Annotated in this window: 16 protein-coding genes; 8 read left to right on the forward strand and 8 right to left on the reverse strand. The window is 66.1% G+C overall.

What is annotated here, in order from left to right; genetic code table 11:
- Nucleotides 1-145: 145 nt before the first annotated feature.
- Nucleotides 146-2,020 (reverse strand): phosphoenolpyruvate carboxykinase (GTP), encoded by a 1,875-nt coding sequence (locus ABZ004_RS28430; protein ID WP_355684134.1) that lies wholly within the window; start codon nucleotides 2,018-2,020, stop codon nucleotides 146-148.
- A 340-nt stretch (nucleotides 2,021-2,360) separates the two neighbouring features.
- On the opposite strand from ABZ004_RS28430, the gene ABZ004_RS28435 reads away from it, so the two are divergent.
- Complete coding sequence (locus ABZ004_RS28435) at nucleotides 2,361-2,732, forward strand: hypothetical protein (RefSeq protein WP_355684135.1); 372 nt, start codon at nucleotides 2,361-2,363, stop codon at nucleotides 2,730-2,732.
- 9 nt (nucleotides 2,733-2,741) lie between these two features.
- On the opposite strand, the gene ABZ004_RS28440 is transcribed toward ABZ004_RS28435, so the two are convergent.
- From ABZ004_RS28440 to ABZ004_RS28450, 3 genes are all read right to left on the reverse strand, one after another.
- Nucleotides 2,742-3,269, reverse strand: coding sequence for a YciI family protein (locus tag ABZ004_RS28440; protein WP_355684136.1), 528 nt, complete (start codon nucleotides 3,267-3,269; stop codon nucleotides 2,742-2,744).
- Between the two features lie 3 nt (nucleotides 3,270-3,272).
- Complete coding sequence (locus tag ABZ004_RS28445; RefSeq protein WP_355684137.1) at nucleotides 3,273-3,824, reverse strand: kinase; 552 nt, start codon at nucleotides 3,822-3,824, stop codon at nucleotides 3,273-3,275.
- A gap of 93 nt (nucleotides 3,825-3,917) precedes the next feature.
- Nucleotides 3,918-4,655, reverse strand: coding sequence for a DinB family protein (locus ABZ004_RS28450; protein WP_355684138.1), 738 nt, complete (start codon nucleotides 4,653-4,655; stop codon nucleotides 3,918-3,920).
- A gap of 389 nt (nucleotides 4,656-5,044) precedes the next feature.
- Here ABZ004_RS28450 and ABZ004_RS28455 point away from each other — a divergent pair, with 389 nt between their 5' ends.
- The gene (locus ABZ004_RS28455; RefSeq protein ID WP_355684139.1) at nucleotides 5,045-5,581 is read left to right on the forward strand and encodes an ATP-binding protein; all 537 of its coding nucleotides are present in this window, start codon (nucleotides 5,045-5,047) and stop codon (nucleotides 5,579-5,581) included.
- On the opposite strand, the gene ABZ004_RS28460 is transcribed toward ABZ004_RS28455, so the two are convergent.
- The gene (locus ABZ004_RS28460; RefSeq protein ID WP_355684140.1) at nucleotides 5,569-6,006 is read right to left on the reverse strand and encodes a hypothetical protein; all 438 of its coding nucleotides are present in this window, start codon (nucleotides 6,004-6,006) and stop codon (nucleotides 5,569-5,571) included. The two genes, ABZ004_RS28455 and ABZ004_RS28460, sit on opposite strands and share 13 nt — an antisense overlap.
- 56 nt (nucleotides 6,007-6,062) lie before the next feature.
- Here ABZ004_RS28460 and ABZ004_RS28465 point away from each other — a divergent pair, with 56 nt between their 5' ends.
- From ABZ004_RS28465 to ABZ004_RS28480, 4 genes are read left to right on the forward strand one after another with little or no spacing between them, the layout of a single operon-like run.
- On the forward strand, nucleotides 6,063-6,794 hold the full coding sequence (locus ABZ004_RS28465) for a sulfite exporter TauE/SafE family protein (protein WP_355684246.1): 732 nt from the start codon (nucleotides 6,063-6,065) through the stop codon (nucleotides 6,792-6,794).
- Nucleotides 6,795-6,834: 40 nt separating this feature from the next.
- Nucleotides 6,835-7,242, forward strand: a complete 408-nt coding sequence (locus ABZ004_RS28470; protein WP_355684141.1) for a MerR family transcriptional regulator — start codon at nucleotides 6,835-6,837, stop codon at nucleotides 7,240-7,242.
- Between the two features lie 44 nt (nucleotides 7,243-7,286).
- A complete protein-coding gene (locus ABZ004_RS28475; protein WP_355684142.1) occupies nucleotides 7,287-7,859 on the forward strand; it encodes a hypothetical protein in 573 nt (190 codons plus the stop codon).
- A 41-nt stretch (nucleotides 7,860-7,900) separates the two neighbouring features.
- Nucleotides 7,901-8,233 (forward strand): YnfA family protein, encoded by a 333-nt coding sequence (locus ABZ004_RS28480; protein ID WP_355684143.1) that lies wholly within the window; start codon nucleotides 7,901-7,903, stop codon nucleotides 8,231-8,233.
- Nucleotides 8,234-8,324: 91 nt separating this feature from the next.
- On the opposite strand, the gene ABZ004_RS28485 is transcribed toward ABZ004_RS28480, so the two are convergent.
- A complete protein-coding gene (locus ABZ004_RS28485) occupies nucleotides 8,325-9,260 on the reverse strand; it encodes an NADP-dependent oxidoreductase (RefSeq protein WP_355684144.1) in 936 nt (311 codons plus the stop codon).
- A 168-nt stretch (nucleotides 9,261-9,428) separates the two neighbouring features.
- On the opposite strand from ABZ004_RS28485, the gene ABZ004_RS28490 reads away from it, so the two are divergent.
- Nucleotides 9,429-10,265 (forward strand): helix-turn-helix domain-containing protein, encoded by an 837-nt coding sequence (locus ABZ004_RS28490; RefSeq protein ID WP_355684145.1) that lies wholly within the window; start codon nucleotides 9,429-9,431, stop codon nucleotides 10,263-10,265.
- Between the two features lie 76 nt (nucleotides 10,266-10,341).
- Complete coding sequence (locus tag ABZ004_RS28495) at nucleotides 10,342-10,851, forward strand: GNAT family N-acetyltransferase (RefSeq protein WP_355684146.1); 510 nt, start codon at nucleotides 10,342-10,344, stop codon at nucleotides 10,849-10,851.
- On the opposite strand, the gene ABZ004_RS28500 is transcribed toward ABZ004_RS28495, so the two are convergent.
- Both ABZ004_RS28500 and ABZ004_RS28505 read right to left on the reverse strand, forming a co-directional pair.
- Nucleotides 10,826-11,263 carry an arsenate reductase ArsC gene (locus ABZ004_RS28500; protein ID WP_355684147.1) on the reverse strand — a complete coding sequence of 146 codons (438 nt, stop codon included), beginning with the start codon at nucleotides 11,261-11,263 and terminating at the stop codon, nucleotides 10,826-10,828. The two genes, ABZ004_RS28495 and ABZ004_RS28500, sit on opposite strands and share 26 nt — an antisense overlap.
- 45 nt (nucleotides 11,264-11,308) lie before the next feature.
- Complete coding sequence (locus ABZ004_RS28505; RefSeq protein ID WP_355684148.1) at nucleotides 11,309-11,662, reverse strand: metalloregulator ArsR/SmtB family transcription factor; 354 nt, start codon at nucleotides 11,660-11,662, stop codon at nucleotides 11,309-11,311.
- Between the last annotated feature and the right edge of the window lie 46 nt (nucleotides 11,663-11,708).

An 11,708-nucleotide genomic window follows, 5' to 3' on the forward strand; every position in this document is an offset into this window, starting at 1 on the left:
CACACTCCCCCACCGCCACCTCACCTGCGCCGGCCCCAGCGCGCCCCCCAGACAAACGCACCCGCGCGCCTCCCTCACAACCGGCGGGCCCCCCGGTCTGGGGAGACCGGGGCGCGCGAGGAGTACGTCGTACAGGCTGGAAAAGTTAGCCGAGGCGGGACTTGAGGTTGTCCAGTTCGAGCTTGAGGGTTGCGGGGACCTTGTCGCCGAGTTTGGCGAACCACTCCTCGATCAGCGGGATCTCCGCCTTCCACTCCTCGGCGTCGACGTTCAGTGCCGTCTGGAGCGCCTCGACGCTGAGGTCCAGCCCGGTGACGTCGAGCGAGTCGACGGTCGGGACGCGGCCGATCGGGGTCTCCACGGCGGCCGCCTCGCCTTCGAGGCGGTCGATGACCCACTTGAGGACCCGGCCGTTCTCGGAGAAGCCCGGCCAGACGAACTTGCCGGCCTCGTCCTTGCGGAACCAGTTGACGTAGAAGATCTTCGGCAGCTTGGACGCGTCGTTGTCCTTGCCGACGGTGATCCAGTGGTTCAGGTAGTCACCGGCGTTGTAGCCGATGAACGGCAGCATCGCCATCGGGTCACGCCGTACGACGCCAACCTGGCCGACCGCCGCGGCGGTGGTCTCCGACGACAGCGTCGCACCCATGAAGACGCCGTGGTTCCAGTCGCGCGCCTCGGTGACGAGCGGGACCGTGGTGGCCCGGCGACCGCCGAAGAGGATCGCGGAGATCGGTACGCCGTTGGGGTCCTCGTACTCGTCGGCGATGATCGGGCACTGCTTGATCGGAGTACAGAACCGGCTGTTCGGGTGCGAGGAGAGTTCGCCGGACTCCGGCGTCCACTCCTGGCCCTTCCAGTCGGTGAGGTGGTTCGGCGGGGTCTGCGAGTAGCCCTCCCACCAGACGTCACCGTCGTCGGTCAGCGCCACGTTGGTGAAGAGCGAGTTGCCCTTCTCGATCGTGCGCATCGCGTTCGGGTTGGTCTTCCAGCCGGTCCCCGGTGCCACGCCGAACAGCCCGTACTCCGGGTTCTGAGCATAAAGCCGGCCGTCCTCGCCGAAGCGCATCCAGGCGATGTCGTCGCCCAGCGTCTCGACCTCCCAGCCCTCCAGCGTCGGGTCGAGCATCGCCAGGTTGGTCTTGCCGCAGGCGCTCGGGAACGCGGCCGCGATGTAGTGGACCTTCTTCTCCGGCGAGATCAGCTTGAGGATCAGCATGTGCTCGGCCAGCCAGCCCTCGTCGCGGGCCATCGCCGAGGCGATCCGCAGCGAGTAGCACTTCTTGCCGAGCAGCGAGTTGCCGCCGTAGCCGGAGCCGTACGACCAGATCATCCGCTCCTCCGGGAACTGGACGATGTACTTCTCGTCGTTGCACGGCCACGGCACGTCCTTCTGACCCGGGGCCAGCGGAGCGCCGACCGAGTGCAGACACGGCACGAACTTCGCGTCGGTGCCCATCTTGGCCAGTACGTCGGAGCCGGTGCGCGCCATGATCCGCATCGAGGCGACGACGTACGCCGAATCGGTGATCTCGACGCCGAACATCGGCTTCTCGGCGGTCAGCGGGCCCATGCAGAACGGCACGACGTACAGGGTCCGGCCGCGCATGCTGCCGCGGTAGAGCTCCGTCATCAGCGCCTTCATCTCGGCCGGCGCCATCCAGTTGTTGGTCGGGCCGGCGTCGGCCTCGTCGACCGAACAGATGAAGGTGCGCTGCTCGACCCGAGCCACGTCGGACGGGTCGGTGCGGGCCCAGAACGAGTTCGGCTTCAGCTTGTCGTTGAGCCGGACGATGGTGCCGGCCGAGATCAGCTCGTCGGTCAGCTTGGCGTACTCGGTCTCGGAGCCGTCGACCCAGTGGATCGCGTCGGGCTGGGTGAGTTCGGCAACCTCGGCAACCCAGGCCAGCAGGCCCTGGTGCTCAGTCGGGGCGTTGCTCAGGTCGGATGTCGGAGTCTTGACCGTGCTCTCGACACTGAGGGCAGTCTCGGTATGGGCAGGGCTGGCGGTTGTCGTCATCGGCGGCTCATTCCCTCTCGCGATCGTCCCGGCGGCGCTGGTCCCCCTCGCCGTTGAGGGGGTACGACGTCGGCCGCCGGGGTCTCCGGCGGTTCGATTCAGGTGGCTGGCGGTGTGTGTCCCTCGCAGACCAGTGTGCCCGGTGGGCATATACCAGTGTGCAAGTGGTACTAACCGTACGCGACTCGGAGGCGTGTTGAGAACCGCTGTTGCGTGAGGCCCGTCACAGATTTCCGCCGACAATCGCTTTCCACACCAAAATCGCCGGTACGCGCTGTGATCGGCCGGGTTGCCCGGGCGTTTCGCTGGTCTTGGCCGCCGCGTCGCCTACCGTGACGACATGGCGAAAGGCAGCAAGGTCGACTCGTTCCTGACCCTGGTCGTCGGCGGCAGCGCCGGCTTCGGGCTCATCGTGCTGACCTCGAGGTCGTGGAAGGCGTGCGGCGTACACCTCAACGGGGTCGGCAACGGACCCACGCTGTTCTTCGTCGGCATCCCGGTCGCCTTCGTGGTGAACCTGGTGCTGTTCAACTTCGTCTACCGGTTCTCCCGCAAAGGCCAGGGCTTCTTCACGGCTCTGCTGGCCGCCATGATCGCGATCGCCATCGCCGACCTGGCCCTCTACTCCTGGGCCGGCACCCCCAACTTCACCCCGTCCTCCCTCTGCCCCGGCAACGTCCCACCCTGGTGGCCGAAGAGCATCCCCACCTAGTACGCGGTACTACCGTCTGCCGCCGAAGGTCCAGGGGTGGGTTTCTGTGGTTCCTGGGAGGAGGGTGGCGGCTGATTGCGGGTCGGGGGCTTCGACCAGGGCTGCCTGGCCGAGTGGGGTCTGGCCATCCAGGGACAGCAGTTCGCCGTACACGATCAGGTGCGTCGACTTGGGTGGTGTCGGGATGTCGCCCAGGGCGAGGAGGAGGTAGCGGTCGTAGGTGGCGATCGCGTCGGTGAACTGCCACATCGTGCGGGCGGAGGTGTTGACGAAGGCGTAGATGTCGACGGTCTCGAAGACGCCGGCGCGGTAGTACGGCTCTTCGTAGGCGAACTCCTGAACCGCCTCGACGTCAGGGAGTTCGACGATGTGCAGACTCCCCGTCGATCGGGCGTCGTCGTCCTGGCCGGTCAGCGTCGGCCCGCGTGCGATCAGGCGATCGTCGTACCGATCCATGAACGCCCAATGCTCTTCTCCCAGACTCTCCTTGAGCCCGTCGGCGCCAACTCGATCCCGTCCATAAACGAAGTACTCCATAAGTCAGTCCTCGATCGGGTGGAGGGTTTTGCCGCCGGTGGTCCAGGCGAGGTCGGTGATGACGCGATCGACGGTTTCGTCGAGGGAGCTGGATTCCTTGATGATCTGTTCGTCCGGTACGCCGAGGAGGTCGCCGGGCTGATACCAGCCGCGCATTGTCTCGGCGTCGACGACTTTCGCCAGCGGGCGGGTGGAGTGCCGCCGGATCGTTTCGTCGAAAGGGAGCTGGAAGTAATACACCTGAGTCGGCCCGAGGTGATCCGCGATTAGTTCACGGAGCATTTCGCCGTAGTGCTTGGTGTAGAAGATTCCTTCCAGGATGACGTGGTAGCCGTGGTCGAGCGCATACCGTGCCGTCTGGTCGATCAGGCCGATGTTGGGAGCTTCGGGGCGATCGTGTTCCCGGAGCAGGATCCGGCGCAGATAGTCCTGCTCGATCCACGCGACGCCACGCCCGACGCGGTTCCGGATCTCCTGCGCCGTGGTCGACTTGCCCGAACCGGAGTTCCCTCGCAGTACGGCGAGCTTCGTACTGCTGTCCCCAACGTTCGGCATCCCGCGACCCTAACGCCGGCACCGCATCGGAGCCGAACGAATTGCCGACCCGGCGGGACCTGTCGGGTGCGCCATACGCCGAACTCCGTACTGCTAGGCGAGGGCGTCTAGGTCCCGTACTGCGTAACGGTGGTGCTCCCACTCCTCCTCGAGGATCACGTGGATGCACTGCAGCGTGGACTCCGGGTATTGAGGGGCCCAAGGGTTCTTGCGCGGTTCGGCGAGTTCCTCGGGCGTCACCGTTGCGAGGAAGTCGCGGACCAGGGCGACGCGACTCGCGCGGGCTTCCAGCACTTCGGCGTACGACGGTTTGGTCGTCGCGAAGATCGACGGGTCGAGGTCGTCCTCGTCGCCGCTACCCAGGCCGAGCGGGTGGAACGGCTGCTCGAGCTCGAGGACCGACCGGCCGAGCCAGGCATCCGTGGCGAGCACCAGATGCCGCAGCGTCTCCGCGAACGACCACTCACCGGCAACCTGTACGTCGACTGTTCCCTCCGGCATCCCCGCGACGCGCTCGATCGTCGCCGCCCAGGTCTCCTGGAGCACCTCCCAGGCGGCCCGCAACCCTTCCGGATCCTTCGCGCGCTGCTCCGACCGACCAGGGAACCGCCGATTGAGTTCAGCCTCGACAAACGGCCGCACGTCGACCCCGTTCACGTGCAGACCGCCGTCGCCTTCGAACAGCCACGGCGCGTCGATCTCCAGCCCCTCCACCTGCACGCCACGCATCACCACGCCGGACAGATCAGCCCCCACGAACCGCGCACCCCGCAGATTCGTCCCCGCAAACCCCGCCCCTTGGAGATCATCAGACCGCCCAAAACCACCCACGGCTCCTCCTCCTCATCCGTCCCCGAAACCTACCGCTCCCACAGAGCAGAATCGTCCCCCGATCGCCCTCCCCGAAGACCAGCAATCCTCAGCGCAGCGTTCGAGGATCGCCCTCTTAGATGGCCATCCCAGCCCGTCCCGCCCGCTCCCTTCACGACGGCAGTCTGACTGATGATGCTTGTCGCGTCAGGCCGCTGGGAGCGCGGCTAATTGGCGGGCGACCTGGTGCTTTCGTCGGTAGGGTTGTTGGTATGTGTGCTTGTGCTTCTGTGACTCGTTTCGGCTGCTGACGGCGCTGGGACGGGGGTAGGTCGGTTCCGCGTCGCCGGCTTTCTGCCGGGCGGCCGATTCGTGTTGCCTGGCCCCTGCGATTACTCAGGAGCAGTCATATGTCGGCACACACAATCGTTTATCTGATCGTTGGGCTTCCTGGTGCTGGGAAGACGACGCGGGCTAAGGAACTGGAGATCAGCGAGTCGGCTCTGCGGTTCACGCCGGATGAGTGGCAGATCGCCTTGTTCGACGGGGAGAATCCGCCGGAGAAGCGGGATCTTGTGGAAGGCAAGCTGATTGAGGTCGGGATGCGGGCCGCGGAGCTCGGTACCAATGTCGTGTTCGACTTCGGCTTCTGGAGTCAGGACGAACGGTCGGCTCTCCGCTGGATCGCCACGACCATCGGCGTACGGAGCCAAGTCGTTTACCTCCCGATCGACGAGGAGGAACAACGCAGGCGCATCACGAACCGCTTCGCGACCGCGCCCGAACAAACCTTCTCCATCACCAACGGCGAACTCGAAGAATGGCGAACCCAGTTCGAGGCGCCGGACAACGAAGAACTCCACAACGCCCCGATCCCACCCGTTCCTCCAACCCACCCGACCTGGTCGACCTGGGCCTCCACCCGCTGGCCTTCCTATGTGTCGTAGTCGAGCCCGTCCCACGGTTCGTAGTACGCGATGAAGTCGCCCGGCTCGATGTGGATGGAGTACACGCCTTCGAATTCGCTGCCCACCCAGCCGAAGATCACCCCGTCGACCTCCTGGGTGAACGGCTCCACCTCGATCGGCTCCAGGACGTACCTGCCGAGCTCGACCAACCGAGAGGCAACGAGTTCGTCGGCCCCTGCCGAACCAGCCTGACCTGGTGGAAGTCCCGCCGTACGCCGAACATTGTCGACTCGCACCTCGTCGAACGACCCGTCGGCTTTCCAGAGAAACAGGCCGACGTACGCCGACTCCCGGTCGAACAACTCATCACTCAGAAAGAACTTCCGCCCGTCTTCGGCGGTTCCGGCGTATGGCACGTGATAGTCGTCAGGAACAATCCCGATGCGCTTCGGTGCTTGGTTCACACCGAGAACCTACTGCGGGGCCAGTCGAAGTGTTCAAGGAGAGCTGCGTGACTGCGATGGCCCTCGAATTTCTGCCTACTCTGCTGCTTGCGTCGGCGGCTGCGTTCGGGCTGGCGGCGTTGTCTGCGGTCGCCGGGTTCGGTGGCGGCGTACTGCTGCTGCCGGTGTTCACAGCCTTGTTCGGTTTGCGAGTGGCGGTGCCGATGCTGACGCTGACGCAGTTGTCCAGCAACGGTTCCCGCGCCTGGCTGAACCGGCGCGAACTCCGCTGGTCGCTGATCGCCTGGTTCGCCCTGGGCGCTGTGCCTTGCGCTGTCGCCGGCGGTGTCCTGCTCACCCACGCACCACTCGCTCCGCTGAAACGCCTCCTCGGCGTCTTCCTGATCGCGGTCGTCGTCTGGCGACGGCTCAAACCGCATCCCCGCAAGCCCACCGATCCGACCTTTGCAGCAGTAGGCGCGGCGTCCGGGCTCGGCTCGGCGCTGCTCGGCTCCGTCGGCCCACTCACGGCGCCGTTCTTCCTCGCCTACGGCCTCACTCGAGCCGCGTACATCGGCACCGAAGCCGTCAGCGCCCTGACCATGCACATCACCAAGCTCGCCACCTACGGAGCCGGTGACCTCCTCACCCGCGAGGTCCTCCTCTACGGCATCGCCCTGACTCCCGCAACGCTGCTCGGCGCCTGGCTAGGCAAGCACCTGGTCGGTCGCATCAGCGACCACCACTTCGTCCTACTCGTCGAACTCGGCCTATTGGCAGCCGCCGCTCTCTTCCTCATCGGCTTCTAGGCTTGACTTGGTAGTCGGGTCCAGGGTTGACGATGGGGGTATGCGAACCAGCGAGCTGGCCGGTCGGGCCGGGGTGAACACGGAGACTCTCCGGTACTACGAGCGCCGCGGACTGCTGACCGAGCCGCCGCGTACGCCGGGTGGCTACCGGGATTACCCGAGCGACGCGCTTGATCTGTTGCGGTTCATCAAGCGGGCCCAGGAACTCGGGTTCAGCCTCGACGAGATCGAAGAGCTGGTGCACCTGGACGCGGGCGGCCCGGATGGTTGCGACGCAGCCCGGGCACTAGCGGAACATCGGCGTACCGATCTGGCGGACCGGATCCGCGACCTTCAACGCATGCACGACTCGCTCACCGACCTGGTCGCGACTTGCGACCTTCCTCGCGACGACCGCAGTTGCGCGCTGCTGGAAGCGATCAACCACCGCCCGGAGGCGACCCGATGAAACTTGAGGTCCTCCATCTCCCGGACTGCCCGAATCTTCCTCCGATGCTGGAACGGCTCGCCGAGATCACCGACGTACCGGTGACCACGCGCGTGATCGAGTCCGACGCGGCAGCGGCTGTTTTCGGCATGGCCGGCTCGCCGACCTTGCTGGTCAACGGGTCCGACCCGTTCGGCACCGGAAAACCCTGTGAATGCGCGGTGTCGTGCCGTCTGTACCGCGACGAAGGAGGCCGGATCATGCCCGCACCATCGACCCAGCAACTCCGTGATGCCCTCCGAGCAGTCGACACAGAGTTGGCCCCGGATGCCTGCACGCTACCGACGGCCGAGCAGCCGCTCCGCGTCGCCGAGTTCGATGACCTGTTCGCGTGCGGTCTACGGGGGTTGGAGCGGCGGACACCGACGGAGCTGAGGTTGACCTTGGATGCCGCGACCGAGGCGACCGCCCGTGCCCTGATCGCGCGGGAGTCCAACTGCTGCTCGTTCTTCGGATTCACCTGCTCGCCAAGCGAGGACGGACAACTACAACTCCTGGTGACCGTTCCCCCGGTCCAGGTCGACGTACTGGATGCTCTGGCGGCGAGGGCTGCGACAGCGGCAGGACTGTCGGAATGACCGAGCCTTTTGGCTACGCACCCTGAAATACCTTCGCAGTCATGACGTTCGCTAGGTCCATTGCCTTGTTCGTGCTGGCCGCTGTCGCCGAGATCGGGGGCGCGTGGCTGATCTGGCAGGGGTGGCGTGAACATCGCGGCATCCTCTGGATCGCGGGCGGAATTGTTGCCTTAGGCGCCTATGGCTTCGTCGCCACCTTCCAGCCCGACCCGAACTTCGGCCGGATCCTCGCGGCGTACGGCGGGATCTTCGTCGCCGGTTCTCTCGCGTGGGGCGTCCTCGTCGACGGCTTCCGCCCCGACCGCTGGGACCTCCTCGGCGCCTCGATCTGCCTGGCCGGCGTCGCCGTCATCATGTACGCGCCGAGGAGGTGACCACCCGCCGTACGCCGGATCGCGTTCGCCACGACGCTGTCCGTCCCGGCCGGGACGAGCTCCAGCGCAGCGGCGCGGGCCGATCCGGGATTCAGATGACGATGACGACCTTGCCGGACAGCGTGCCCGCAGCGGCTCGGGCATGGACTGCCGGAAGCTCAGCCAGCGGAACCCGCTCCGCGACGTCGACACGAAGCTCGCCGGAGTCGACCAGCCTGACCAGCTGAGCCAGCTGCTCGGCGTCGCTGCTGACGAACAGGTCGATGCCGCACACGTCGCGTTGCTCGTCCGATGGCGCGGGCATCCAGACGGTCGTGTTCACCAAGACCCCGCCTGGACGGATGACGGTGACCAGGGCAGCGAGTTGCGCCGGGTCGATCGGCGCGAGGTTGAGCACGACATCGACCGGCTCGGTCACCGCGGCGATCACGTCGGTGGTGGTGTGGTCGATGATTTGATCGGCGGCCGCCGTCTTGACCTGCTCGCTGTGACGGGGACCGGCGACGGCGATCACGGAGGCCCCGGCGTTCTTGGCCAGCTGCACGGCGTACCCGCCAACTGCGCCACCCGCCCCGTTGATCAGCACATGCTGCCCGGCGGTCAGCTTGGCGTGGTCGAAAAGCGCCTGCCATGCGGTGAGCCCCACCAGCGGCAGTGCGGCGGCATCGGGCAGCGGGATGCTTGCCGGCGCGGGCGCCAGGATGTTCGCCGGTCCCAGCACGTACTCCGCTGCGGCGCCGGCCTCTGCCATCGGGAGGAAGCCGATGACCTTGGCTCCGATCTCGGGACCGTCCACGCCCTCACCCAGCGCGTCGACCGTGCCGGCCACGTCGATGCCCGGAGTGTGTGGCAGCTTCACCGGGATCGGACCTTGCATGACACCCCCGCGGATGTTGCCGTCGACACCGTTGAACGAGGTGGCGGCGACGCGAATCCGCACCTGCCCGGCACCGGGGGCCGGCTGTTCCACATCCTCGAAGCGAAGGACGTCAGGGTCGCCGTACTCGTGAAAACGTACTGCCTTCATCAGAACCACCGGCTTTCGTTGAGTTTGTTTTACTTCGGCCGGTCAAGCATCACCGGAGCCGGAAATGGGGTGAAGGACGCATTTATCCACGGACAAGTTGTCCGGGGACAGCGATCCCGCCGCTCCGGTGTGCGTCATGCTTGACCAGACGGACAGAGAGGGTCGGAAGTGGATCGAGCATTGCTGGCGGACTTTCTCCGGGCACGCCGCAAGGCGCTGCAGCCGGAGGACGTCGGGCTCCCTCGGGGTACGCGTCGTCGTACCGGTGGTCTGCGGCGCGAGGAGGTTGCGGCGCTGGCCGGCATGTCGGTCGACTACTACAGCCGGATGGAGCAGCAGCGCGGCCCGATGCCGTCCGAGCAGATGCTCGCTGCGCTGGCCCGAGCGCTGCACCTCAACCTGAGTGAGCGCGACCACCTGTTCGCCCTGGGCGGGCACCCGGCGCCTCGGCGGATTCTCCGCGACGATCACATCAGCCCGACCATGATGCGGATCATGGACCGTCTTTCAGACACCCCCGCGCTGGTGATGTCGCGGTTCGGCGAGACGTTGCTGCAGACTCGTCCGGCGGTTGCGCTGCTGGGCGACTTCACCCGGTTCAATGGGTTGTCGCGCTACCTGGTGTACCGCTGGTTCACCGACCCGGCGACCCGCGAGCTCTACGCGCCGCAGGATCACTCGTTGCGCGGCCGGGTCTTCACGGTCGACCTGCGTGCGGCGTACACCGCCGATCCCGGCGGACGAGCAGGGGAGATCGTCGCAGCGCTGCTAGAGGTCAGCCCGGAGTTCGCTGCGGTCTGGGAGTTGCATGAAGTCGGCGTCAGTCATCACCACGACCTCAAGCTCTACCGACATCCCGAACTGGGCGAGTTGGAGCTGTATTGCCAACCGCTGCTGGACCCCGAGCAGTCCCAAGAACTACTGGTGTTCACGGCCACACCCGGCTCGCCGAGCCACGAGAAGCTCCAACTCCTGAACAGCATGGACGCCCGGCCCGCGCCTTGATCCACAAACGTGCGTCACCCCCGTCGGCGGGCAAATCCGATCGACGTGGTGATCTGCTCGGCGTACGGTCTGCCCCGTGACGATCGAGCTCAGGCCACTGACGGCGGCGGACGCGGAAGCGCACTGCGCAGGCGAAGACGAACTGACCGTTCGCTGGCTGACCGGAGGCTACGGAGATGTGGAAGGGACGATCGAGTTCTTCGAGGGACTCGCAGCAAATGCGGAAGCGGGTATCGGCAAGCGCGGATTGGGGATCTGGAAGTCAGGGCGACTCTGCGGATACATCGACTACACCCTTGATATCGATGACGGCATCGACGCCGACGATGTAGCCCTGGCGTACGCGATCTACCCGTGGGCGCGCGGCCAAGGGGTCGCCGTCGAGGCCGTCCGGCTGCTCTGCGACGTCCTCCGGACCAACAAGATCGGAACGCGAGCCGCCATCCGGGTAGAGCCGGAGAACACGGCGTCGGTCCGGGTGGCACAGAAGGCCGGCTTCACCTACCTCCGGGACTTCCGCTCCAACCGAGACACCCACCCTGACGGCACACCATTGACCTTCAGCCTCTACCTCCTGGACCTTTGAAGATTCGGGAGGTAGTGGTCTGGAGTTCGCCGACGAGCTTCTCCACGCGGGCGCGGATGTCGTCGCGGACCCGGCGGACGACCTCGATCGGCTGACCTGCTGGGTCGGTGAGTTCCCAGTCCTCGTAGCGCTTGCCGGGGAAGAACGGGCAGGCATCGCCACACCCCATGGTGATGACGACATCGCTTCCGCGAACCGCCTCGGTCTCCAGTAGCTGTGGCACAGCGCCGGTGATATCGATGCCGACCTCGCGCATCACCTCGACGGCGACCGGGTTGATCTGGTCGCGCGGTTCGGATCCAGCCGAACGCACGTCCACGCTGCCTCCCGCCAGCTGACGGAGCCAACCAGCGGCCATCTGTGACCGGCCGGCGTTATGCACGCAAACAAACAAAACAACAGGCTTGCTCACCTGGCTACTCCAGTGCTTGTCGGCGGGTTGAACTGCGACGCCCGGTCAGGCGAGCGCTGAGGTCGGCGCGGCCAGGAGGGCGGAGATCCACTGCAACCGCTCGCGCACGGGCCAGTAGTAGACCCAGGTCCCGCGGCGCTCGCAGTCCACCAGCCCGGCTTCCCGGAGTACACGCAAGTGGTGCGAGATCGTCGGGCCGCTCACGTCGAACTGCCCGGTCAGGTCGCAGACGCAGGTCTCGCCCTCGGCGGACGCGATGATCGACATCAAGCGGAGCCTGATCGGATCCGACAGTGCCTTGAAGACCGCCGCGCCCTCCACCGCTCCGGCGGGATCAAGGGCGGCTTCGGAGATCGGCGTACAGCAGCCCCCGACGGCCTGGATCTTCTGTTTCGACATGTGTCTATCTTGACGTCTGTCGAAACAGAAGGCAAGCTGAGCCTCA

This window comes from Kribbella sp. NPDC006257, from assembly GCF_040613535.1.
Classification (GTDB): Bacteria; Actinomycetota; Actinomycetes; order Propionibacteriales; family Kribbellaceae; genus Kribbella.